This window comes from Agromyces arachidis, assembly GCF_052805135.1.
The window spans coordinates 61,949-85,241 of record NZ_JBRBDK010000001.1 but is presented as its reverse complement, the minus strand read 5'-3'; the positions used below and the strand labels follow the sequence as shown (position 1 = coordinate 85,241).

General features: G+C 71.5%; 22 protein-coding genes. 7 read left to right on the top strand and 15 right to left on the bottom strand.

Annotated features, from left to right (window positions below; genetic code table 11):
* Positions 1-47 precede the first annotated feature (47 nt).
* Positions 48-1,607 (top strand): succinic semialdehyde dehydrogenase, encoded by a 1,560-nt coding sequence (locus ACUY4T_RS00425; RefSeq protein ID WP_446016927.1) that lies wholly within the window; start codon positions 48-50, stop codon positions 1,605-1,607.
* Positions 1,608-1,652: 45 nt separating this feature from the next.
* Here ACUY4T_RS00425 and ACUY4T_RS00420 read toward each other — a convergent pair whose 3' ends face one another.
* The gene (locus ACUY4T_RS00420) at positions 1,653-2,042 is read right to left on the bottom strand and encodes a twin-arginine translocase TatA/TatE family subunit (RefSeq protein WP_446016926.1); all 390 of its coding nucleotides are present in this window, start codon (positions 2,040-2,042) and stop codon (positions 1,653-1,655) included.
* Between the two features lie 90 nt (positions 2,043-2,132).
* Here ACUY4T_RS00420 and ACUY4T_RS00415 point away from each other — a divergent pair, with 90 nt between their 5' ends.
* The gene (locus ACUY4T_RS00415; protein ID WP_446016925.1) at positions 2,133-2,765 is read left to right on the top strand and encodes an O-methyltransferase; all 633 of its coding nucleotides are present in this window, start codon (positions 2,133-2,135) and stop codon (positions 2,763-2,765) included.
* A gap of 2 nt (positions 2,766-2,767) precedes the next feature.
* Here ACUY4T_RS00415 and ACUY4T_RS00410 read toward each other — a convergent pair whose 3' ends face one another.
* From ACUY4T_RS00410 to dapE, 3 genes are all read right to left on the bottom strand, one after another.
* The gene (locus ACUY4T_RS00410) at positions 2,768-2,941 is read right to left on the bottom strand and encodes a DUF3117 domain-containing protein (protein WP_019179788.1); all 174 of its coding nucleotides are present in this window, start codon (positions 2,939-2,941) and stop codon (positions 2,768-2,770) included.
* Between the two features lie 79 nt (positions 2,942-3,020).
* On the bottom strand, positions 3,021-4,253 hold the full coding sequence (locus ACUY4T_RS00405) for a hypothetical protein (RefSeq protein WP_446016924.1): 1,233 nt from the start codon (positions 4,251-4,253) through the stop codon (positions 3,021-3,023).
* The gene (gene dapE, locus ACUY4T_RS00400) at positions 4,250-5,362 is read right to left on the bottom strand and encodes a succinyl-diaminopimelate desuccinylase (protein WP_446016923.1); all 1,113 of its coding nucleotides are present in this window, start codon (positions 5,360-5,362) and stop codon (positions 4,250-4,252) included. The genes ACUY4T_RS00405 and dapE overlap by 4 nt, the downstream gene beginning before the upstream one ends.
* A gap of 101 nt (positions 5,363-5,463) precedes the next feature.
* Between dapE and dapD the strand changes: the two genes are divergently transcribed.
* On the top strand, positions 5,464-6,423 hold the full coding sequence (dapD, locus tag ACUY4T_RS00395) for a 2,3,4,5-tetrahydropyridine-2,6-dicarboxylate N-succinyltransferase (protein ID WP_446016922.1): 960 nt from the start codon (positions 5,464-5,466) through the stop codon (positions 6,421-6,423).
* 121 nt (positions 6,424-6,544) lie between these two features.
* Complete coding sequence (locus ACUY4T_RS00390) at positions 6,545-9,160, top strand: penicillin acylase family protein (RefSeq protein ID WP_446016921.1); 2,616 nt, start codon at positions 6,545-6,547, stop codon at positions 9,158-9,160.
* Between the two features lie 6 nt (positions 9,161-9,166).
* Here ACUY4T_RS00390 and ACUY4T_RS00385 read toward each other — a convergent pair whose 3' ends face one another.
* Positions 9,167-9,598 carry an Lrp/AsnC family transcriptional regulator gene (locus ACUY4T_RS00385; RefSeq protein ID WP_446016920.1) on the bottom strand — a complete coding sequence of 144 codons (432 nt, stop codon included), beginning with the start codon at positions 9,596-9,598 and terminating at the stop codon, positions 9,167-9,169.
* Positions 9,599-9,722: 124 nt separating this feature from the next.
* Between ACUY4T_RS00385 and ocd the strand changes: the two genes are divergently transcribed.
* Positions 9,723-10,751 carry an ornithine cyclodeaminase gene (gene ocd / locus ACUY4T_RS00380; RefSeq protein WP_446016919.1) on the top strand — a complete coding sequence of 343 codons (1,029 nt, stop codon included), beginning with the start codon at positions 9,723-9,725 and terminating at the stop codon, positions 10,749-10,751.
* A gap of 4 nt (positions 10,752-10,755) precedes the next feature.
* Positions 10,756-11,742: a citrulline utilization hydrolase CtlX gene (gene ctlX / locus ACUY4T_RS00375; RefSeq protein WP_446016918.1), complete on the top strand. Its 987-nt coding sequence runs from the start codon at positions 10,756-10,758 to the stop codon at positions 11,740-11,742.
* Between the two features lie 56 nt (positions 11,743-11,798).
* Here the strand turns inward: ctlX and ACUY4T_RS00370 are convergent, their stop codons facing one another.
* From ACUY4T_RS00370 to ACUY4T_RS00350, 5 genes are all read right to left on the bottom strand, one after another.
* A complete protein-coding gene (locus tag ACUY4T_RS00370) occupies positions 11,799-13,112 on the bottom strand; it encodes a citrate synthase (protein WP_446016917.1) in 1,314 nt (437 codons plus the stop codon).
* A gap of 153 nt (positions 13,113-13,265) precedes the next feature.
* Positions 13,266-14,381, bottom strand: coding sequence for a succinyldiaminopimelate transaminase (dapC, locus tag ACUY4T_RS00365; protein ID WP_446016916.1), 1,116 nt, complete (start codon positions 14,379-14,381; stop codon positions 13,266-13,268).
* A 2-nt stretch (positions 14,382-14,383) separates the two neighbouring features.
* Positions 14,384-14,704 (bottom strand): ferredoxin, encoded by a 321-nt coding sequence (gene fdxA / locus ACUY4T_RS00360; protein WP_446016915.1) that lies wholly within the window; start codon positions 14,702-14,704, stop codon positions 14,384-14,386.
* Positions 14,705-14,743: 39 nt separating this feature from the next.
* Complete coding sequence (locus ACUY4T_RS00355) at positions 14,744-15,190, bottom strand: hypothetical protein (RefSeq protein ID WP_446016914.1); 447 nt, start codon at positions 15,188-15,190, stop codon at positions 14,744-14,746.
* Positions 15,187-15,636: a hypothetical protein gene (locus tag ACUY4T_RS00350; RefSeq protein ID WP_446016913.1), complete on the bottom strand. Its 450-nt coding sequence runs from the start codon at positions 15,634-15,636 to the stop codon at positions 15,187-15,189. Before ACUY4T_RS00350 ends, ACUY4T_RS00355 begins: the two co-directional genes overlap by 4 nt.
* Positions 15,637-15,722: 86 nt before the next feature.
* Here ACUY4T_RS00350 and ACUY4T_RS00345 point away from each other — a divergent pair, with 86 nt between their 5' ends.
* A complete protein-coding gene (locus ACUY4T_RS00345; protein WP_446016912.1) occupies positions 15,723-16,529 on the top strand; it encodes an enoyl-CoA hydratase/isomerase family protein in 807 nt (268 codons plus the stop codon).
* Positions 16,530-16,568: 39 nt separating this feature from the next.
* Here the strand turns inward: ACUY4T_RS00345 and ACUY4T_RS00340 are convergent, their stop codons facing one another.
* From ACUY4T_RS00340 to ACUY4T_RS00320, 5 genes are all read right to left on the bottom strand, one after another.
* Positions 16,569-17,243, bottom strand: coding sequence for a M23 family metallopeptidase (locus ACUY4T_RS00340; protein ID WP_446016911.1), 675 nt, complete (start codon positions 17,241-17,243; stop codon positions 16,569-16,571).
* Positions 17,244-17,528: 285 nt separating this feature from the next.
* Positions 17,529-19,433, bottom strand: a complete 1,905-nt coding sequence (typA, locus tag ACUY4T_RS00335) for a translational GTPase TypA (RefSeq protein WP_446016910.1) — start codon at positions 19,431-19,433, stop codon at positions 17,529-17,531.
* Between the two features lie 202 nt (positions 19,434-19,635).
* Positions 19,636-21,405 (bottom strand): dipeptide ABC transporter ATP-binding protein, encoded by a 1,770-nt coding sequence (locus ACUY4T_RS00330; protein WP_446016909.1) that lies wholly within the window; start codon positions 21,403-21,405, stop codon positions 19,636-19,638.
* Complete coding sequence (locus ACUY4T_RS00325) at positions 21,402-22,355, bottom strand: ABC transporter permease (RefSeq protein ID WP_446016908.1); 954 nt, start codon at positions 22,353-22,355, stop codon at positions 21,402-21,404. The genes ACUY4T_RS00330 and ACUY4T_RS00325 overlap by 4 nt, the downstream gene beginning before the upstream one ends.
* Positions 22,345-23,274 (bottom strand): ABC transporter permease, encoded by a 930-nt coding sequence (locus ACUY4T_RS00320; RefSeq protein ID WP_446016907.1) that lies wholly within the window; start codon positions 23,272-23,274, stop codon positions 22,345-22,347. The genes ACUY4T_RS00325 and ACUY4T_RS00320 overlap by 11 nt, the downstream gene beginning before the upstream one ends.
* Positions 23,275-23,293 lie beyond the last annotated feature (19 nt).

Below are 23,293 nucleotides of genomic sequence, written 5' to 3'. Positions count from 1 at the left end.
GCGGCGACGCCGGCGGGGCCGCCGGGCGATCGGCCTAGACTGACCGCGTGACCAACGCCGACACCCGAACGCCGGTCCTCTCCTCGCTCGCGACCCTGCTCGGCGACCTCGTCGCCTCGAGCGGGCGGAGCATCCCCGTCCCGTCGCCGGCGACGGGCGAGCCCCTGTTCGACCTCCCGCGCTCCAGCGCCGACGACGTGCGCGGCGCCGTGTCGCGCGCGCGGCTCGCCCAGGTGGCGTGGGCCCGCCTCGGGTTCGCCGAGCGGCGCCGGCTGCTGCTGCGCGCGCACGACCTCATCCTCGACCGCCGCGAGCAGCTCCTCGACCTCACGCAGCTCGAGAGCGGCAAGACCCGCGGCCAGGCCTTCGAGGAGGTGTTCCAGGCGGCATCCGTCACCCGGTGGAACGCGGTGAGGGCGCGAGGCGTGCTCCGCGGCGGTCGCCGGCGCGCGGGCATCCCGATCGTGCTCTCCGCGCGGGTGCGGTACCGGCCCAAGGGCGTCGTCGGCGTCATCACGCCCTGGAACTACGCCGTCAGCCTCGGCGCGATGGATGTCGTCCCCGCGCTCGCCGCCGGGTGCGCCGTCGTGCAGAAGGCCGACGACCAGGGCGCCCTGTCGGTGCTGGCCCTGCGGCGCGCCTTCATCGACGCCGGCCTCCCCGAGGCGCTCTGGGCGGTCGTCGCGGGCGAACCGGGCGAAGCCGGCGAGGCGCTCACCGACGAGGTCGACTACATCTGCTTCACCGGATCCACCGCGACCGGCCGGCGCATCGCCGAGAAGGCCGGTCGCCGGCTCGTCGGCGCATCGCTCGAGCTGGGCGGGAAGAACGCGCTCATCGTGCTCGACGACGTCGACGTCGAGCAGGCCGCCGCGGATGCCGCGCACGCGTGCTTCTCGTCGATGGGCCAGCTGTGCGTGTCGATCGAGCGCATCTACGTCCACCGCCGGGTGGCCGAGCCGTTCACGGCGGCACTCGCGGCCCGCCTCTCCGATCCGCGCATCGGCTCGGGCCTCGACCACGACGCCGACTACGGGAGCCTGGCCACCGCCGGCCAGCTCGAGCGGGTCACCGCCCATCTCGACGATGCCGTGGGCAAGGGCGCCCGCGTGGTCGTCGGCGGCCGCGCCCGCCCGGAGATCGGCCCGTGGGCGTTCGAGCCGACGATCCTCGCCGACGTCACGTCGGACATGCGCGTCGCCACCGAGGAGACCTTCGGGGCGATCGCGAGCATCGCGGTCGTCGAGAACGAGACCGAAGCGGTGCTGCTCGCGAACGAGTCCGACTACGGACTGAACGCCTCGGTGCTGACGGGCTCGACCCGCCACGGACTGCGCCTGTCGCACGAGATCGACGCCGGGAGCGTGAACGTCAACGAGGGCTACCGCGGCAGCTTCGGCTCCGTCGACGCCCCGATGGGCGGGCTCAAGGCGTCGGGCATCGGACGTCGGAACGGGCCGGAGGGGCTGAAGCGGTTCGTCGACCCCGTCACGATCTCGGTCAACCGGCGCGTCATCCCCCTGCCGCACACCGGCGCGGAGTACGCACGGCTCGCCGCCCCGCTCGTACTCCTCGCGCGGGTCCTCCGCGCCATCCGCCGCGCCTGACGGGCACCTCGGGCGTGGCCGGTACGCCAGGGTCGGCCCGTCGGCTCAGGTCGCCTCGGAGTCGAACGGAGCTCCCTCGCCGGCGGCGAGCGCCTCTCGCTTTCGCTTGCGCTGGAGGTACGCGGAGTTCTCGTTGACCGCGGCGCGGGCGACCACCGGTCGCGCCGGCTCGGCGAACGGGTCGACCTCGCTCAGCGCCTCGCGGATGATGCGGCGCGGGTCGTACTGCCGCGGGTCGAGCTTCTGCCAGTCGACGTCGTCGAAATCCGGCCCCATCTCCTGCCGCATGCGGTCCTTGGCGCCGTTGGCGAGGTCGCGCAGCGACCGCACGAGGCGGCCGAGCTGCGCGGCGTAGTGCGGCAGGCGCTCGGGGCCGAGCAGGAAGACGGCGATCACCCCGATGATGAGGAGTTTGTCGAAGGTCAGGCCGCCCATGTCGTCAAGGATACTGGGCGGCGAGGCGTGCGTGGCTCCCGCGGTCGCGCCCCTAGGCTGGGGGGTCGAGAGAACCCCGGGAGTCGCCACGTGTCCGAACACGACTTGAACTGGAAGTACGTCGACGAGTCGGTCGTCGAATCCGAGTCGATCGCGAAGGCCCGTCAGCAGTCCCTCGAGCTCGGCGTCGAGCCGGTCTCGCCGGCGGTGGGCGCCCAGCTCGCGGTGATCGCGGCAGCGGCGGGCGCGCGGGCGATCATCGAGATCGGCACCGGCGTCGGCGTCTCCGGACTGTGGATGCTGCAGTCGGCGCGCGGGGCCCACCTGACCTCGATCGACACCGAGACCGAGTACCAGCAGCACGCGCGCGAGCACTTCACCGAGGCCGGGATCGCACCCGCGCGGGTGCGACTGATCGCGGGCCGGGCGAGCGAGGTGCTCCCCCGCATGAACGAGGGTTCGTACGACATCGTGTTCGTCGATGCGGACGCCGCATCGGTCATCGAATACGTCGAGCACGGCCTCCGGCTCGCCAAGCCCGGCGGGAGCGTGCTCGTGGCGCGAGCCCTGTGGAAGGGGAGGGTGGCCGACCCGGCGCGACGGGACGACGCGGCGACGGCGTTCCGCGGGCTCATCTCGGAACTCGCGGGCTCCTCCGCCGTCGTCACCGCCATCTCGCCGGCCGGGGACGGCCTGCTGCAGATCGTGAAGCTGGGCGCCTGACCTCAGGCAGCGTTCACGACGCCGCCGAGGACGTCGTAGAGCTCCTTGGCCTCAGCGTCGTTCACCGAGACGACGAGGCGGCCGCCGCCTTCGAGCGGCACGCGCACGATGATGAGGCGCCCCTCCTTCACAGCCTCCATCGGTCCGTCTCCAGTGCGTGGCTTCATGGCCGCCATTGAGCTACCCCTTTCGTGGCTGAACCTCCATTATCCCGTACTGCGGAGCGCGCCGGGTACTCCCCTCCGGTTCTGTGGATCAGGGCGGCGTCCAGTCGGCCCCGTCGATGCCCCAGCAGATGAGGAGCCATCCGGCCTGCAGCGCGAGGAACAGCACCACGAGGCCGACGCGCCACCAGCGCGATCGCGGGATCGCGGCGGCGCCGACGATCGGGAACAACGGGGCCAGGATGCGGAACGTGCTGGACTGCGGGAAGAAGACCGCGAACACGTAGAGGGCGTAGCTCGCGAGCCACAGCCGGATGTCGACCCCGAGCCGCCGCACCCACGGCGAGAACAGGGCCAGCGCGAACGCGGCGACGAGGGCGATGGGCACGATCGTGCCCATCGGCTGGCCGAGCCACCACACGCCCGACTGGAACCACGGCGTGAGCGGCACGAGGTCGACGTAGCCGATGTAGGCGGACCGCCACGCGAGCTCGGTGTCGGTGTACGCGGTCGGCGACCCGGTGACCGCCCAGGCGATCAGCGGCCAGGCCAGCCCGGCCACGCCCGCGAAGACGGTGACGGATGCCACGACCAGTCGCTCCCGTCCCGGGAACGGGTCCCGGTCGCGCGAGAGCCATCGCACGATCCAGTGCAGGCCCAGCGTCAGGGCGAACGCGAGCGCGCCGGGCCTGGTGAAGGCCCAGACGGCGAGCACCGGCACGAGCCATCCGTACCGGCGGTCGACGAGGAGGAGCAGGGCGAGCACGAGCCACAGGAAGCCGAGCGACTCGGCGTAGCCGAATTGCATGATCGGCGCGACGGGGGCGACGCAGAACAGCACGACGGCGAACATCGCCTGGTCGGCGTCGAGGAAGCGCGACATGAGGCGGTGGAACACCAGCGCGGCGCCGAGCCCGGCGGCGAGGGCCACGAGCACCGACGCGACATCCCACGGGAGCCCCACGGTCGTGAAGATCCGCACGATGCCCGGGTACACCGGGAGGAACGCCCACGCGTTCTCGGCGACGCGGCCCTCGTCCGTGACGGGCAGCTCGACCGGGTACCCGAGCGCGGCGATGAGCGAGTACCACCGCGCGTCCCAGATGTTGGCGTACTCGAAGTACCCCGGCCGGGGTCCGGTCCACGGGTTCGCCCCCTGCTCGCGAGCCAGCAGCATCACCATCGCGGTGGTCGCGAGCCGCGCGGCGGCGTACACCACCAGCACGCGCGCCCACCACGGGAGCAGGCGCCATCGAACGCGCGGCGACCACCGACCGTGGCGGGCCGGGTCCGGTCGACGCCCGTCGATCGCGACGTCGCTCACGCGGGCGGCTCGGCGCCGCCGGTGAGCCAGGCGCGCAGCGCCCGCTCGCAGGCGAGGATCTCGTCGCAGTCGACCCGCTCGTCGTCGGCGTGCGCGAGCATCGGGTCGCCCGGGCCGAAGTTCACGGCCGGGATGCCGAGCGCGCTGAAACGGGCGACGTCCGTCCAGCCGTACTTGGGCCTCGCGTCGGCGCCGACGGCCGCGACGAACTGCCGTGCCAGCGGGTCGTCCAGGCCGGGCCGGGCACCCTCGGCCGAGTCGGTCACGGTGACCTCGTACTCGGGGAACAGCTCGCGCACGTGGGCGGTCGCCTGCTCGACCGACCGGCTCGGCGCGAACCGGTAGTTGAGGGTCAGCACGGCCTCGTCGGGGATGACGTTGCCGGCGACGCCGCCGTGGACGAGGACCGCGTTCAGGCCCTCGCGGTACTCGAGCCCGTCGACCTCGACCGTCTCGGGGCGATGGGCCGCGAGCCGCTCGAGCGCCGGCGCCAGCTTGTGGATCGCGTTCTCGCCGACCCAGCTGCGGGCCGAATGCGCACGCCTCCCCCGGGCCCGCAGGTCGACGCGCAGCGTGCCGTTGCACCCGCCCTCGACCTCGGCCCGCGTCGGCTCGCCGAGGATCGCGAAGTCGGCCTCGAACAGCTCGGGGTGCACGCGGAGCACGCGACCGAGTCCGTTGAGGTCGGCCATGACCTCCTCGTGGTCGTACCACATCCAGGTCACGTCGACCGCGGGGTCGACGAGATCGTGCGCGAGCTTGAGCTGCACCGCGACGCCGGCCTTCATGTCGACCGTGCCGCGACCCCAGAGGATGCGGCGCCCGTCGACCTCCTCGAACGTCGTCGGCAGGTTGTCGTTGATCGGCACGGTGTCGAGGTGGCCCGCGATCACCACGCGGCGCGCCCGGCCGAGGTTCGTTCGCGCGATGATCGTGTCGCCGTCGCGGATCACCTCGAGGTGCACGGCCTCGGCGAGCGCGTCGACGATGAGGTCGGCGAGCGGCCCCTCGTCGCCGGAGACGCTCGGCACGTCGCAGATCGCCTGCGTGATGGCGACGACGTCGGCGGACAGGTCGAGCTCGGCCGTGGGCCGGACGTGGGCAGCCATGCCGTCGAGTCTACGGCGGGCCGGGCGGGCGGGCGCATGCCGCGGACGCGGAGCCGCGTCATCCGCCGACCCGGCGCGAGCCGCCTCGGTACCCTTGTGGCATGCCCGCAGACTCGTCGAACCCGTCCGCGCCCGCCGCCTGGGGCGACGGCCTCGCCACCATCGCCGCCGACGGCACCGTGCTCGACACCTGGTACCCCGAGCCGCGGCTGGGACCGCTGCCCGACCCGGAGCCCGAGTCGTGGTCGCCGCCGCCCGGGGCCGTCGGCGCCGACGACCGCCGCGACGTGCGCGTCGAAGCCGTGCGGCTCGCCATCCGGCTCGACGAGCCGCCGGCGGGGACCTCAGACGCCTACCTGCGGCTGCACCTGCTGTCGCACCTGCTCGTGCGACCGAACGGGCTGAACCTCGACGGCGTCTTCGGCCACCTGCCGAACGTGGCCTGGACCAGTGCCGGGCCCGTGCTCCCCGCCGACCTCGATCGGCTCCGGCCCGCGTTGCAGCGCGCGGGCATCCACGTGACGGGCCTCGACAAGTTCCCGCGCCTGCTGGACTACGTGACGCCGGACCGGGTGCGCATCGCCGACGCCTCGCGCGTCCGGCTCGGCGCCCACCTCGCGCCCGGGACGACGGTCATGCACGAGGGCTTCGTGAACTTCAACGCCGGCACCCTCGGCGCCTCGATGGTCGAGGGACGGATCTCGCAGGGCGTGGTCGTCGGCGACGGCAGCGACATCGGGGGCGGCGCGTCGATCATGGGGACCCTCTCGGGCGGCGGCACGGAGCGCGTGTCGATCGGCGAGCGCGCGCTGCTCGGCGCGAACGCCGGCATCGGCATCTCGGTCGGCGACGACTGCGTCGTCGAAGCCGGGCTCTACGTCACCGCCGGCACCAAGGTCGTCGTCAAGGGGGCCGGCGGCGAGCGGGACCGGGTCGCCAAGGCCGTCGAGCTCTCGGGGCGGCCGAACCTCCTGTTCCGCCGCAACTCGCTGGACGGCAGCGTCGAGGTGCTCTCGCGCTCGGGCGAGGGGGTCGTGCTGAACACCGCGCTGCACGCGTAGCACACGCCCGCGGTCGCACCCGGCCGCACGCGGCGGGCGGGGTATGGTGTTGACCCGGGCCGCCCCGCAGGCGGCCGTGCGCATGCGCGACGGGGCGATGCGACGAGCACGGAGGAGTGACGTGGGGACGGACGCGCCGAGGACCGCACGGCACGGGTGGGGCCGCTTCTGGGTCGGCCTGCTGGTCGCGGTGCTGGTGATCGCGGTGGTCGCCGCGGGCGTGGGCTGGTGGACCGTGCAGCGCTCGTTCCCGACCGCGACGGGCCGCATCGTGGTCTCGGGCCTCTCGGCCCCGGCGGCGGTGTACCGCGACGACGCCGGAATCCCCCACATCGTCGCCGAGACCGACGCCGACCTCTTCTTCGCGCAGGGCTACGTCCACGCCCAGGACCGCTTCTGGGAGATGGACGTGCGGCGCCACGCGACCGCCGGCCGGCTCGCCGAGCTCTTCGGGGAGTCCCAGGTGCCCACCGACGCCTTCGTGCGCACCCTCGACTGGCGCGGCGTCGCCGAGGAGGAGTACGGCCTGCTCGACGCCCCCACGCGCGCCGCGTTCGACGCGTACGCCGAGGGCGTGAACGCCTACCTCGACCGCCGCTCCGGCGCCGCGCTCTCGCTCGAGTACGCGCTGCTCTCGCTGCAGCGTCCCGGCTACGAGCCGGAGCCCTGGACGGCGATCGACTCGATCGCGTGGCTCAAGGCGATGGCGTGGGACCTCCGGTCGAACCTCGGAGACGAGATCGACCGCGCACTGCTGTCGGCTGAACTGCCGCCGGAGGAGGTCGCCCGACTCCACCCGGCGTTCCCGTTCGGTGCCAAGCCGACCATCGTCGACGGGCCGGTCGCCGCGTCGCCCGCCGCCGAGGCGGTGCGGCCGATCGGCGTCTCGGGCGCGGAATCCGCCGCCGTCGGGGCTGCGGTTCCCGACCCGGCGCACCTCGACGCGCTCGCCTCGCTGGCGGGCGTGATCGACGGCATGCCGGAGCTGCTCGGCCCCGAGGGCGGCGACCTCGGATCGAACTCGTGGGTCGTCTCGGGCGCGCTCACCGAATCGGGCCTACCCCTGCTGGCCAACGACCCGCACCTCGGCCCCGCGATGCCCTCCATCTGGACCCAGACCGCCCTGCGGTGCGCGCAGGTGAACGCGGCGTGCCACTACGACGTCGCCGGATTCGGCTTCGCGGGACTGCCCGGCGTCGTCATCGGCCACAACGACCGCATCGCGTGGGGCCTCACGAACCTCGCGCCGGATGTCGCCGACCTCTACCTCGAGCGCGTGCAGGGCGACTCCTACGAGCTCGACGGCGCGCTGGTCCCGCTCACGACGCGCGAGGAGGTGATCGAGGTCGCCGGCGGCGAGCCGGTGACCATCACCGTCCGCGAGACCGGTCGCGGGCCCATCGTGAGCGGCACCACCCCCGACCTCGGGCGCGTCGCCGAGGGCTACGCCGCCGTCGCCACGCCCGGCGAACCGCCGGCGGCCGCCGAGTCGGAGTCGGCGGTGTCGCTCCAATGGACGGCGCTCACGCCCGGAACCACGCCGAGCGCGATCCTCGCGATCAACCGCGCTCGCAGCTGGGAGGAGTTCCGCGCCGCTGCGGAGGTCTTCGACGTCCCGGCCCAGAACCTGGTCTACGCCGACGTGGACGGCAACATCGGGTACCAGGCGCCCGGGCGGATCCCCGTCCGCGCCGCCGGCGACGGCACCCTCCCGATGCCCGGATGGACGAGCGCGAACGGATGGACCGGCCTCGTCGACTTCGGCGACCTGCCCTCGGTGCTCAACCCCGACCGGGGATACCTCGTCACCGCGAACAACGCCGTCGACGACGACGGACCGGTCCTCACCCGCGACTGGGACCTGGGCTACCGCGCCGAGCGGATCGAGGTGCGCCTGGCGGAGCTCATCGCGTCCGGCGAGCCGCTCACGGCCGACCGGATGGCCGAGCTCCAGCTCGACACCCACGACGCCAACGCCGCGGCGCTGCTCCCGGTCATCGCGGAACTCGACCTCGAGGGGGGCGCGGCGCGCGGCGCACGCCTGCTCGACGGCTGGGACGCCTCCGCGGCCGCCGACAGCGCCGAGGCGGCGTACTTCGCGGTGTTCTGGCGGACCCTGCTCGACCGCATGTTCGGCGACCTGCCCGAGTCGACCCGGCCGGAGGGCGGCGACCGCTGGTTCTCGGTCGTGCAGACGCTGCTCGGCCAGCCGGACGACGCCTGGTGGACCGACGACGAGACCGGCGCCGCCGGTCGCGACGCCGTCCTCGCGGCCTCGCTCGACGCCGCGTGGTCGGAGGCCGGCGCGCTGATGGGCGACGACCCGGCCCAGTGGCGATGGGGGACGCTGCACACGCTGAGCCTCGAGCACTCGACGTTCGGCTCGTCCGGGATCGGCGCGTTCGAGTGGGTCTTCAACCGCGGGCCGTTCGGGCTCGGCGGCGGCTCCGCGATCGTCGACGCGAACGGATGGGACGCCTCGGTCGGCTACGAGGTCGACTGGGTGCCGTCGATGCGCATGGTGGTCGACCTCTCGGACTTCGACGACTCGACCTGGATCAACCTCACGGGCACGTCCGGCCACGCGTTCCACCCCAACTACGACGACCAGGCCGAGCTGTGGCGCTCCGGCGACATGCGGCCGTGGGCCTTCAGCGTCGCGGCGGTGCGCGAGACGACCCGGCAGGCGCTGCAGCTCCGTCCTCCCGGCGACACGACCGCGGGGGCCGCGCCGTGACGGGGGTCAGCGCAGCACGGAGCTGAGCAGCAGGCTCGTCTCGCTGTTGACGACGCCCTCGATCGACCTGATCCGCCCGAGCACGCGATCGAAGTCGCCGAGCGTCTCGGTGCGCAGTTCGGCGACGAGGTCCCATCCGCCGTTGGTGGTGTGCAGCGCGATGATCTCGGGGAAGCCGCGGAGCCGGCGGATCACGTCGTCGGTGCTGCGGCCCTCGACCTCGACGAACGAGATCGCGTGGATCGCGAGCGGGTCGGCCTCGTCGCGCACGCGCACCGAGAACCCGATGATGGTGCCGGATGCCACGAGCCGGTCGATGCGCCCGTTCACGGTCGCACGGGCCACCCCGAGACGCCGCGCGAGCTCGGCCACCGGCGCCCGGCCGTCCTCGCGGAGGAGCGCCAGGAGTCGCCGGTCGAGGTCGTCGAGATGGTTCATGCGCACATCGTACGTCCGCAGTGATCGATGTGCACTTCTCGGCGACGTTCCGTGAGCATTGAGGTCGTTGCTGAGGCATATCGTCGGGAATTAGCCTGAACTGCACTCACACGAAAGGACACCGATGACGAGCTTCGTCGACGTACGCAACATGGTCGGCTGGGTCGCCGGCACCGGACCCGAGCACATCATCGCCGGGATCATGGAGTACCTCGAGCAGGACTTCGCCCGGTGGGAGGGATTCGACAAGACCCCGCGTGTGGCCAGCCACACGCCGTTCGGCGTGATCGAGCTCATGCCGACGAGCGACCACGAGTCGTACGCGTTCAAGTACGTCAACGGCCACCCGTCCAACCCGGCGCGGGGCTACCAGACCGTGACCGCGTTCGGCGTGCTCGCCGACGTCCACAACGGCTACCCGACGTTCCTCGCCGAGATGACGGTCCTCACCGCGCTCCGCACCGCGGCCACGTCGGCGTTCGCCGCGAAGCTGCTGGCCCGGCCCGACTCCGAGGTCATGGCGATGATCGGCACGGGCAGCCAGGCGGAGTTCCAGGCGCTCGCCTTCCGCAGCGCCCTGGGTATCACGAAGCTCCGCGTGTACGACGTCGACCCGGACGCGATCGCCAAGTTCGTGCGCAACATGCTCCCGCTCGGATTCGAGATCGAGGTCGCCGGCAGCGCCGCCGAGGCGCTCGACGGCGCCGACGTGGTCACGACGTGCACCGCCGACAAGGCGCGCGCGACCGTGGTCGCCGACGAATGGGTCCGGCCCGGCATGCACCTGAACGCGATCGGCGGCGACTGCCCGGGCAAGACCGAACTCGACCCGGCGATCCTCGACCGCGCCGACGTCTTCGTCGAGTACACCCCGCAGACCCGGATCGAGGGTGAGATCCAGGCCAAGGCGCCCGACTTCCCGGTGACCGAGCTCTGGGAGACGCTCACCGGTCGTGCGGCGGGGCGGACGAGCGCCGAGCAGATCACGCTGTTCGACTCCGTCGGCTTCGCGATCGAGGACTTCTCGGCACTGCGCTACGTCCGCGACCAGGTGGCCGGAACCCGCTATGAGCAGCGGATCGACCTCGTCGCCGATCCGGACGACCCCAAGGACCTCTTCGGCCTCGTCGGCGCGTTCTCCCCGGTGGGCTGAGCGGATGTCCGTCCAGTCGCCCTCCGCGGTCGTCATGGTCCGGCCGCACCGCTTCTCCCCCAACCCGCTGACGCTCGAGGACAACGGCTTCCAGCCGAGCACCGAGGGCCTCGACGAGGCGGGCTTCGCGGCCTCGGCCTACGCCGAGGCGACCAGGGCTGCGCATGCCCTCGAGGAGGCCGGCGTCACGGTCCACCTGTTCGAGGACGAGACCTCGCACCGGCCCGACAGCGTCTTCCCGAACAACTGGATCTCGACCCACTCGGGCGGCCACATCGCGCTCTTCCCGATGTTCACGCCGAACCGCCGGACCGAGCGCCGACCCGACATCGTCGAACTGCTGAAGACCACCTACCGGGTGCAGGACGTGATCGACTACTCCGGGCTCGAGTACGACGACGTGTTCCTCGAGGGCACCGGCGCGATGGTGCTCGACCACGAGTCGCGCATCGCGTACGCCGCCCGCTCCAACCGCGCCGACCCGATCGCGCTCGAGCGATTCTGCACGAACTTCGGCTACGAGCCGATGGTCTTCGACGCGGTCGACGGCCGGGGCGTCGCCGTCTACCACACCAACGTGATCATGAGCATCGCGACGGAGTACGCGCTGGTGGCGACCGACATGATCGTGTCGCCGGCCCGACGACAGGAGATCGTCGACCGACTCTCGGCACGGGGCCGCCGCGACGTCATCGCGCTCACGAACGAGCAGGTCGACGAGTTCGCCGGCAACGCGCTCGAGCTGTGGGGCAGCCGTGGCCGGGTGCTCGCACTGTCGCAGCGGGCCCACGACGCCCTCTCCGACGACCAGCGGGCGCGCATCGAGCGCTCGGCACGGCTGCTGCCGCTCGACGTGCCGACGATCGAGCTGGCGGGCGGATCGGTGCGCTGCATGCTCGCCGGGATCCACCTCGATCCCCGTCCCGGCCTCGTCGACCGGCGCGAGACGCCGGCCGACGATGCCGCCGCCGACGAGGTGGCGGCGATCTGACGCCGACGGCCCCGCCCCTGGTCGGGGCGGGGCCGTCGCATCGGACCGGTCGGGTCTCAGCCGTTCGGGTACGGGCGCTCGAGCGAGCCCGTGTACAGCTGCTGGGGCCGTCCGATCTTGGTCTGCGGGTCGAGGTTCATCTCGCGCCAGTGGGCGATCCAGCCGGGGAGCCGGCCGATCGCGAACAGCACCGTGAACATGCGCGTCGGGAAGCCCATCGCCTTGTAGATCACGCCGGTGTAGAAGTCGACGTTCGGGTACAGGCGGCGCTGCTTGAAGTAGTCGTCCTCGAGGGCGAACTGCTCCAGCTCCTTGGCGATGTCGAGCAGCGGATCGTTCACGCCGAGGCCCTCCAGCACCGCATCGGCGCTGGTCTTCACGATCTTCGCGCGCGGGTCGTAGTTCTTGTAGACGCGGTGGCCGAAGCCCATGAGCTTGACCCCGTCCTCCTTGTTCTTCACGCGCTCGACGAACTTGCCGACGCCCTCGCCGGAGTCGCGGATGCGGGCGAGCATCTGGAGCACCGCCTCGTTCGCGCCGCCGTGCAGCGGGCCCGAAAGCGCCTGGATGCCGGCGGAGATCGACGCGTAGAGGTTCGCACCGGTCGAGCCGACCAGGCGGACCGTGGACGTCGAGGCGTTCTGCTCGTGGTCCTCGTGGAGGATGAGCAGCCGGTCGAGGGCCTTGGCGAGGGTGGGGTCGATCGAGTACGGCTCGGCCATGTTGCCGAAGTTCAGCCGGAGGAAGTTCTCGACGAAGTTCAGCGAGTTGTCGGGGTACAGGAACGCCTGACCGATGCTCTTCTTGTGCGCGTAGGCCGCGATCACCGGCAGCTTCGCGAGGAGGCGGACGGTGGTCAACTCGACGTGGTCGGGGTCGTGCGGGTCGGAGGAGTCCTCGTAGTAGGTCGAGAGCGCGGCGACGGCGCTGGAGAGCACGGCCATCGGGTGGGCCGTGTGCGGCAGCGCCGAGAAGAAGCGCTTGAGGTCTTCGTGCAGCAGCGTGTGCCGGCGGATCTTCTCGTCGAACTCGGCGAGCTGGTCGGCGGTCGGGAGCTCGCCGTAGATGAGGAGCCAGGCGACCTCGAGGTAGGTCGACTGCTCGGCCAGCTGCTCGATCGGGTACCCGCGGTACCGCAGGATGCCCTGCTCGCCGTCGATGTACGTGATGGCCGACCTCGTCGACGCCGTGTTGACGAAGCCGTAGTCGAGCGCCGTGAGCCCGGTCTGGCGCGTGAGCGTCGACAGGTCGATGCTCGAGTTGCCCTGGACGGCGGAGTGGATGGGGAACTCGGCGGAGCCGCCCGGGAAGGCCAGCGTCGCGGTGTCGGGGCGGTCGGCCCCGGCCGCGTTGGTCACGACGTCGCTCACGGCATCTCCTGTGATCGTCACTTGCGGGATCACCTGCTTTCCGGCCCCGTGCCGGTCGGCGTCGGCGGCCCGCACTACAGCCTAGACGGGCGACCGGCACATTGCCGCAACCACCAAGGGATCGGCCTCTGCGTTGATGGATCCGACAGGATTTCAGCGCACCGCGGTCGCACTGAGTCGTCGGGCGGCGACCGCGATGCGCTCGTCGGGCGCCGTCAGCGACAACCTGACGTGCTCCGGGAAGTGAGCCCCGTAGAAGTGCCCGGGCCCGGCCAGGATGCCGAGGTCGGCCAGCCGGCCGACCGACTCCCACGCGTCGCGCCCCTCGGTGGCCCAGAGGTAGAGGCCCGCCTCGCTCCGGTCGATGCGGAAACCCGCATCCTCCAGCGCGCCCTTGAGGCGATCGCGGCGCGCGCGGTACCGCTCCTTCTGCTCGGCGACGTGCGCGTCGTCGCCCAGCGCGACGGTCATCGCCGCCTGGAGCGGGGCGGGCACCATGAGCCCGGCGTGCTTCCGCGCCGTCGTGAGCCGGGCGATCGAGTCGCGGCATCCGGCGACGAAGGCGGCGCGGTACCCGGCCATGTTGGACTGCTTGGACAGCGAGTAGATCGCGAGGACGCCGGTCGTGTCGCCGCCGGTGACCCGCGGGTCGAGGATGCTCGGCACCGCGCCGTCCCGCCAGGGCGCCTCCCACCCGAGCTCGGCGTAGCACTCGTCCCCGACGATGATCGCGCCCAGCTCCCGGGCGCGTGAGACCGCGCGCCGGAGCTCATCGACGCCGAGCACGCGTCCGTCGGGGTTGCCGGGCGAGTTGAGCCACACCAGGCACGTTCCGGCGGGCCACTCGTCGGGGTCGTCGGAGGCGAGCGAGCGGGCTCCGGCGAACACGGCCCCCATCTCGTAGGTCGGGTACGCCGCCCTCGGGTGCACGACCACGTCGCCCTCGCCGACGCCGAGGAGGAACGGCAGCAGCGCGACGAGCTCCTTCGAGCCGATCGTGGGCAGGACCGCGTCGGGGTCCAGCCCGACCACGCCCCGACGGCGCGCGTACCAGTCGACGATCGCACGGCGGAGCGCCGTCGTGCCGACCGTGGCCGGGTAGCCGTGCGCGTCGGCGGCGGATGCGAGCGCGTCGCGCACGACCTGCGGCGTCGGATCGACCGGGGACCCGATCGACAGGTCGACGATCCCCTCGCGGTGCGACTCCGCGCGCTGCCGGTACGGGACCATCAGGTCCCACGGGTACTCGGGCAGGGCGCCGAGCGCCATGCTCAGTGCCCCTGCGGGGGCAGGGCGGCGATCAGCGGGTGGTCCTTCGCGATGACGCCGACCTTCGCGGCACCGCCCGGGGAGCCGATGTCGTCGAAGAACTCGACATTCGCCTTGTAGTAGTCGGCCCACTCGTCGGGCAGGTCGTCCTCGTAGTAGATGGCCTCGACCGGGCACACGGGCTCGCAGGCACCGCAGTCGACGCACTCGTCGGGGTGGATGTAGAGCGAACGCTCACCCTCGTAGATGCAGTCGACGGGACACTCGTCGATGCAGGCGCGGTCCTTCACATCGACGCACGGCAGGGCGATCACATAGGTCACGGTGGGTCGCTGTCCCTTCGATGAGGCTGGGGTGCCAGTCTACGCGTGCGACGGGGGCGTCGGCGTGCGCGCGGCGCCCCGCGCCGGAAGCGAGGGCCATGCCGTCACGAGCACCGCGATGAGGGCGGGGCCGACCGACCACACCGTGCCGACGACGCCGCTCGCCACCAGGACCGATCCGCCCGGACCGGGGAGCGTGAACAGGGCGACGGCGCCCACGATCCCGACGGCCGCCGCGATCGACGCCGCCCGGCCCCCGGCCACGAGGCGGATGCCGACGAGGAGCGCCGCCACCGCTGCGAGGCCGGCCACGAGGCCCCACGGCAGCGAGACCTCGCCGATCTGCCACGCGTGCCGATGCCCGATCGTCGTGACCGTGCCCGCGACGAACCCCACGATCGCCGCGATGAGGAGGGTGCCGACCCGGCTCGGCCACGAGGTCTCCGCGGTCTCGGGCTCCGCACCCGCGACGGGGCCGGCGCTCACGGCGCGACCGTGACCGTGTAGGTCACGGTCGACCCGTCTCCGGCCAGCACGACGAGGTGGCTGCCGTCCGAGTAGAGGGCCCCCGCGGCGACCTGTCCGGAGACACCGGTCTGCTCCGAGAACCCGGCCTCCTTCAACGCCGCCGCCGCATCGGCCAGCGGATCGGCCGCCGCCGACGTGAGGACGACGACCCAGCCGCCGGCGCTCCCGACTCCCCCGGTCAGTTCGATCTCGCCGTCGATGAGGGGAACCGAGGCCGGGAAGTCGGCCGGCAGCTCGCCGCTGAGGTCGACCTCGCCGCCCGTGGTCCCGTTCACCGCGTCCTCGACGCCTTGGCTGAAGAGGCCGTCGAACGGGGTGCCGGTGCAACCGGAGAGCAGGCCGAGCACGAGCGCGGCCGCGGAGACCGCGGCCGCCGCGCGAGCGGGGGCGGGAAGAGCACGCATGGCGCGATTCTATCGTCGGCGCGTGGCACGGCCGATGGCGTAGCGTGGTCGCGGCGGGCACCGAGGCGCGCCGGGAAGGACGAGGAATGACCGAGCAGCCCGCACCCGACCAGGCGCCCGTGCGCGTCGAGCGCGACGGAGCCGTCGCGACCGTCGTCATCGATCGTCCCGCCGCGCTGAACGCCCTCTCCCCCGACGTGCTCTCGGCGATCGCCGACGCGTTCGAGTCGCTCCTCGCCGAGCGCGACGCGGTGCGCGGCGTCATCGTGGTCGGCGAGGGAGGCCGCGCGTTCGTCGCCGGTGCCGACATCCGATCGCTCGCCGGGCTGACGCCCGAGCAGGGTGCGGAGGCCGCGCGACTGGGCCACCGGGTCGCGGCCGCGATCGAGGCGTTCCCCGCCCCCGTCATCGCCTGCGTCGACGGCTTCGCGCTCGGCGGAGGGCTCGAGCTCGCGCTCGCCTGCGACTTCGTCTACGCGACGGACGCCTCCGCCTTCGGCCAGCCCGAGGTCCGGCTCGGCCTGATCCCCGGGTTCGGCGGCACGGTGCGACTCCCGCGCGCCGTCGGCCTCTCGCTCGCCAAGGAACTCATCTACACGGGCCGGCGCATCGACGCAGCGACCGCGGAGGCGGCGGGCCTGGTCGCGCGCCGTTTCCCGGATCGGGCGGCGCTGCTCGAGGGCGCTCGTGCGACCATCGCCGAGGTCGCCGACAACGCGTGGACGGCCGTCGCGCTCGCGAAGCGGGTGCTGGTCGAGGCGTCCGGGACGCCGACGGCTCAGGCCACCGACCTCGAGGTCGAGGGGTTCGCCGACGCGTTCCGCACGGACGACATGCGCGAGGGCGTCGCGGCGTTCCTCGAGAAGCGGTCGCCCGACTTCAGCGGGCGGTGACGGCGGTCGGGCGGACTCGCGCCCACCCGACCGCGCGGATCAGCCGGTGACGTTGGACTGGAGCCAGGCCAGGCCGTCGAACCGCAGGCCGTCCGCGCCGTACATCTCCAGGTGGAGGTGCGGGCCGGTCGACTGGCCGGTCGAGCCGACCGCCCCGACGACGTCGCCCGCGCTGACGCGCTGGCCGACGGAGACCGGGATCGACCCGTACTGCATGTGCGCGTAGAGCGACGTGATGAGCACGCCGTTGATGTTGTGCTGCACCTCGACGTAGGCGCCGAAGCCGCCGCCGCCCTCGGTCGCGGTGATGACCACGCCGTCGGCGAGCGAGACGACGGGTGCGCCCTCGCCCGGGTTGAAGTCGATGCCGTCGTGGTTGGTCGAGCAGCCGCCGCACGGGGCGTTGCGGTAGCCGAAGCCGTCGGAGATGCGCGACGGGTCGACCGGCCACACGATCCGCGGCGACTCGAGGAGCGACACGTCGCCGACGCCGGCGACGCTCGACTCGATGGGCGGCGGAGCGGCCTCGACGTCCCATCCCTCGACGTCGATGGGCTCGAGCACCGCCTCGGCGCTCACCTCGAGCGACTGGGCGCGCTGCGTGACGGCGTCCTGCGCGGGGGCGTAGACGGACGCACGCACCTCGGTGTCGGTGGCGCTCACCGCGAGCGCGGGGACGCTCGTGGCCAGGAGCATGCCGCCGGCGATGGACATCGCCGCGATCGACATGATCGATCGCGCCGGTGCCGCGCCGGGACGACGGGTTCGGGGGGCGGGGGTTCGGGTCGAGCGCGAGGCCGGGCGGGGGCGCGTGGCGGCACGGCGACCGTGGGGGGGCTTGGTCATAGAGTCACAGGGGGTTTCTGAACGTAACGATTGCGTAACTGGCGTGTAGGGTTTCAAGAACCCGACAACCATACGGCGTCGTTTCTGTGAACTTCATCAACGGGTCGAACGGATGCCGCGTGCAGCCCGGGCACGCGGCATCCGCTCGAGGGGTCAGCCCTGCTTCTTCAGGCGCGAGGCCGCACGTGCGCGCGCCGTGGCGTCGAGCTCGACCTTGCGGATGCGCACCTTCTCGGGGGTCACCTCGACGCACTCGTCCTCGCGGGCGAACTCGAGGCACTCCTCGAGCGTGAGCTGCCGCGACGGGGTCATCGACTCGAAGGTGTCGGCCGTCGACGAGCGCATGTTCGTCAGCTTCTTCTCCTTCGTGATGTTGACGTCCATGTCGTCGTTGCGGGAGTTCTCGCCGATGACCATGCCCTCGTAGACCTCCTCGGTGGGGTTCACGAAGAAGGTCATGCGCTCCTGCAGCGCGATGATCGCGAACGGGGTCACGACGCCCGAGCGGTCCGCGACGATCGAGCCGTTGTTGCGCGTGGTGATGGTGCCCGCCCACTCGTCGTAGCCGTGCGAGATGGCGTTGGCGATGCCGGTGCCGCGCGTGATCGTGAGGAACTCGGTACGGAAGCCGATGAGGCCGCGGCTCGGCACGATGAACTCCATCCGCACCCATCCGGTGCCGTGGTTCGACATGCCGTCCATGCGACCCTTGCGCGCCGCGAGCAGCTGGGTGATCGCGCCGAGGTACTCCTCGGGGGCGTCGATCGTCAGGTGCTCGTACGGCTCGTGCACCTTGCCGTCGACGGTCTTCGTGACCACCTGCGGCTTGCCGACGGTCAGCTCGAAGCCCTCGCGGCGCATCTGCTCGACCAGGATGGCGAGGGCGAGCTCGCCGCGGCCCTGCACCTCCCAGGCGTCGGGCTTGCCGATGTCGAGCACCTTGAGCGAGACGTTGCCGATCAGTTCGCGGTCGAGGCGGTCCTTGACCATCCGGGCCGTCAGCTTGTGGCCCTTCACCTTGCCGACCAGCGGCGACGTGTTCGTGCCGATCGTCATCGAGATCGCCGGGTCGTCGACCGAGATCGCCGGCAGCGGGCGCACGTCCTCGGGGTCGGCGAGGGTCTCGCCGATCGTGATCTCGTCGATGCCCGCGACGGCGATGATGTCGCCGGGGCCGGCCTCCTCGGCGGGGTGGCGCTCGAGCGCCTTCGTCTTCAGCAGCTCGGTGATGCGGACGTTCGAGTGCGAACCGTCGTGGCGCACCCACGCGACCGTCTGCCCCTTGCGGATGGTGCCGTTGAAGACGCGCAGCAGCGCGAGACGACCGAGGAACGGCGACGCGTCGAGGTTCGTGACCCACGCCTGCAGCGGCGCCTCGTCGTCGTAGGTGGGCGCCGGGATGTGCGTGAGGATCGCCTCGAAGAGCGGCTCGAGGTCGTCGCTGTCGGGCAGCGACCCGTCGGCCGGCTTGGTCGTCGACGCGCGCCCCGCCTTGCCGGAGGCGTAGACGACGGGCACGTCGAGGATGGCGTCGAGGTCGAGGTCGGGGACGTCGTCGGCGAGGTCGGAGGCCAGGCCGAGCAGCAGGTCCTGGCTCTCGGCGACGACCTCGTCGATGCGCGCGTCGGGACGGTCGGTCTTGTTGACGAGCAGGATGACCGGAAGGCGGGCCTCGAGCGCCTTGCGCAGCACGAAGCGCGTCTGGGGCAGCGGCCCCTCGGACGCGTCGACGAGCAGCACGACGCCGTCGACCATCGACAGGCCGCGCTCGACCTCGCCGCCGAAGTCGGCGTGGCCCGGGGTGTCGATCACGTTGATCGTGACGGGGCCGGATGCCGCGTGGCGCCCGTTGTACTCCACCGCGGTGTTCTTCGCGAGGATGGTGATGCCCTTCTCCCGCTCGAGCTCGTTGGAGTCCATCGCACGCTCGTCGACGTGCGCGTGCTCGGCGAAGGAGTGCGTCTGCTTGAGCATGGCGTCGACGAGGGTCGTCTTGCCGTGGTCGACGTGGGCGACGATCGCGACGTTGCGCAGGTCGTTGCGGGTGGCCTTGGCCATGGTGGGTCCTCGCGTGGCCGCCGGTCGCCGTGAGGGCACCGGGGCGCGGTTCGGCAGCGCGGGAGGCGCTGGATGGGAGTCGGTGGGAGCGCGTCGGTCCGATCGACACGGATCGCGCCTCACCAGCCTACCCTGTCGCAGGAACGGCGAACGCCCGGCCCCCGTCGAGGGGCCGGGCGTCCGGCGTGGAGGACCTCCGGCGCTACGCGCCGAGCTTGAGGTTCGCGCCCGGGATGGCCGCGAGCAGGTCCTTGGTGTACTGCTCCTTGGGGTTGTCGAACACCTCGTCCGTGGCCGCGGCCTCGACGATCCGGCCCTTCTGCATCACGCACACGTTGTCGGCGATGACGCGCACGACCGCGAGGTCGTGCGTGATGAAGAGGTACGTCAGGTCGAGCTCGGCCTGCAGGTCGGCGAGCAGGCGCAGGATCTGCGCCTGCACGAGCACGTCGAGCGCCGACACCGCCTCGTCGAGGATGACGATCTCGGGCTTCAGCGCGAGCGCCCGCGCGATCGCGATCCGCTGGCGCTGGCCGCCCGAGAGCTCGTTGGGGTAACGGCCGACGAGGGTCCGCGGGAGCGACACCTGGTCGAGCAGTTCAAAGACGCGCTCGCGACGCGAGGCCTTGGTGCCCACCGAGTGCGTGTAGAGCGGCTCCGCGATCGTGTTCCCGATGTTGCGCAGCGGGTTCAGCGAACCGTACGGGTCCTGGAACACGGGCTGCATCCGGCTGCGGAGCTCGAACAGCTCCTTGCCGGACGTGCTCGCGAGGTCCTTGCCGCCGACCACGATCTTGCCGCTGGTCGCGTCCTCGAGCTTCAGGAGCATCTTGGCCACGGTCGACTTCCCCGAGCCCGACTCGCCGACGAGCGCCATCGTGGTGCCCTTGGGGATCTCGAACGAGACGTCGTCGACGGCGGTGAAGTCGCCCGAACCGCGGATCTTGAACACCTTGGTGAGGTTCTCGACGACGATCGCCGGTTCCTTCGCCTTGGCCGCCTCGACCGCGTCGTGCCGGGCCTCGGCGGTGGCGATGAGGTCGATCACGTCGCCCGCTGCGGTGCCCGCGTTCTCCGCGACGGCGGCCTCGGCCGCCGCGATCCCGCCCGAGGACTGGATGCGCCGCGACGCGAGGCTCGGCGCGGCCGCGACGAGCCGCTGGGTGTAGGGATGCTGCGGGTTCTGGAGGATCTCGAGCGAGGGCCCGGACTCGACGATCTTGCCCTTGTACATCACGACCAGCTGCTCGGCGCGCTCCGCGGCGAGACCGAGGTCGTGGGTGATGAAGAGCAGGGTCGTGCCCAGCTCGCGCGTGAGCGACTCGAGGTGATCGAGGATCACCCGCTGGACGGTCACGTCGAGCGCCGAGGTGGGCTCGTCGGCGATGAGCAGCTGCGGGTCGGCCGCGAGTCCCATGCCGATCAGCACGCGCTGGCGCATGCCGCCCGAGAACTGGTGCGGGAACTGCTTCAGGCGTCGGTCCGCGTCCTGCAGGCCGGCCTGCTTCAGCACCTCGATGGCGCGGGCCTTGACCTCCTTGCGCTCGGTCGCGATCCCGTTGGCCTTGATGGCCTCCTCGACCTGGAATCCGATCGACCAGACCGGGTTCAGGTTCGACATCGGGTCCTGCGGCACGAAGCCGATCTTGCGACCGCGGATTTCCTCCATCTCCCTCTTGGAGGCCTTGGTGAGGTCCTGGCCGTCGAGGAGGATCTGGCCGCCGGCGATGTGGCCGGTGCCCGGGAGGAGGTTGATGATCGCGTGCGCGGTCGTGGACTTGCCCGAGCCGGACTCGCCCACGATGGCGAGGCTCTGGCCGCGGTACAGCGTGATGTTCACGCCGTCCACCGCGGTGACCTCGCCCTCCTGCGTGTTGAAGGCGACCTTGAGGTCCTTGATCTCGAGGAGCGGCCGCTCCTCGGTGCCTGGCGTGGCCTGGTTCACATCGGTTCCGTTCACGGTGCTGGTCATCGCTGCGCCCTCGCCTTCGGGTCGAGCGCGTCGCGGACGACCTCGCCGAGCATGATGAAGCTCAGGACGGTGACCGACAGCGCGATGGAGGGCAGGATCAGGGTCTGCGGGTTCGTCCGCAGGTCGACCTGGGCCTGGCTGATGTCATTGCCCCACGACATCGTCGACGACGGCAGTCCGACGCCGAGGAACGACAGGGTCGCCTCCGCGACGATCGCCGACGCGAGCGAGATGGTGGTGATCACGATCACCGGGGCGATCGAGTTCGGGAGCACGTGGCGCAGCAGGATGCGGAACCGGGTGACGCCGACGGCCGTGGCCGCCATGACGAAGTCCGAGTTCTTGACCCTCAGGATCTCGGCCCTCAGCACACGGGCCGTGGCCGGCCACGCGAAGATGCCGATCGCGAGCGAGATGGTCCACACGCTCGCGTACTGCGAGAGCACCGACATGATGACGACGGCCGCGAGGATGTAGGGGATCGAGAAGAAGATGTCGCCGAGGCGGGAGAGGACCGCGTCGACCCATCCGCCGTAGAAGCCGGCCAGGGCACCGAAGAGGATGCCGAGGGAGGCCACGAGGAAGGTCACGATCAGGCCCACCGACAGCGACGTGGACGTGCCGTGGATGATCCGCGAGTAGATGTCGCAGCCCTGGCGGTTGTAGCCGAGCACGCTTCCGTCGCCGGGGCCCTGGTTGCTCAGCGACAGCTGGCAGTACCGGGGGTCGACGCTGGTGAACAGGGTCGGGAACAGGGCGACGATCACGATCAGCACGATGAGCGCCGACGAGATCCAGAACATCGGAGGCTTGCGCACGTCGCGCCAGGCGTCGCGCCAGAGGTTCGAGGGCTTGCCCTCGGCCTTGACCGAGTCGATCGCGACGAGGGGCGTCTCGTCGAGCGGCGCGACGTAGTGCGCCTGCGTGGGGCGAGTGGTGTTACTTGGCATAGCGGATCCTCGGGTCGAGCACGGCGTACAGGAGATCCACCAGGAGGTTGATGACGAGGTAGATCAGCACCATGACGGTCACGAACGAGACGACGGTCGGTCCCTCGCCGCGGATGATCGCCTGGTAGAGGGTGCGGCCTACGCCGGGAACGTTGAAGATCCCCTCGGTGACGGTCGCGCCGACCATGAGCACGCCGAAGTCGACGGCGAGGTAGGTCACGACGGGGATCAGCGAGTTGCGCAGGATGTGCACGGGGACGATACGGCGGCGCGACAGGCCCTTGCTCGCGGCGGTGCGAACGAAGTCCTGTCCATCCGTATCGATGACCGACGCCCTTGTCAGTCGAACGATCTGGGCGAAGCTGATCGTCGCCAGCACGATGGCCGGCAGGATCAGGTCCTGGATCGGCGCACCGGGACCGACGGTGGTCCGGAAGAGGCCGAGCTGGATGCCGAGCACGTACTGCGCGACGAACGCGACGACGAAGATCGGCAGCGAGATCAGGATCAGGCTGACGACGAGGAACGACGCGTCGAAGATCCCGCCCTTGCGCAGGCCCGACACGAGTCCGATGGTGATGCCGGCAACCATCTCGAAGAAGACGGCGAGCACCGCGAGTCGGAGCGTGACCGGGAAGGTCTCGGCGAGGATCTCGGACACGGGCTGCCCGGAGAACGAGACGCCGAAGTCGCCCTGGAAGATCCCGCCGAGGAAGAGCAGGTACTGGACGATGAACGGCTTGTCGAGGTTGTACCGTTCGCGGACCGCCTCGAGGACCTGGGGCGGCGGGGTCTTGTCGCCGAAGAGGGCGACCACGGGGTCGCCCGGCATGGCGAAGACCATGAAGTAGATCAGGAAGGTGGTGCCGAGCAGGACAGGGATCGCCTGCAACAGTCGGCGCACGATGTAACCGCCCATGGATCAGGCCTCGTGCTTC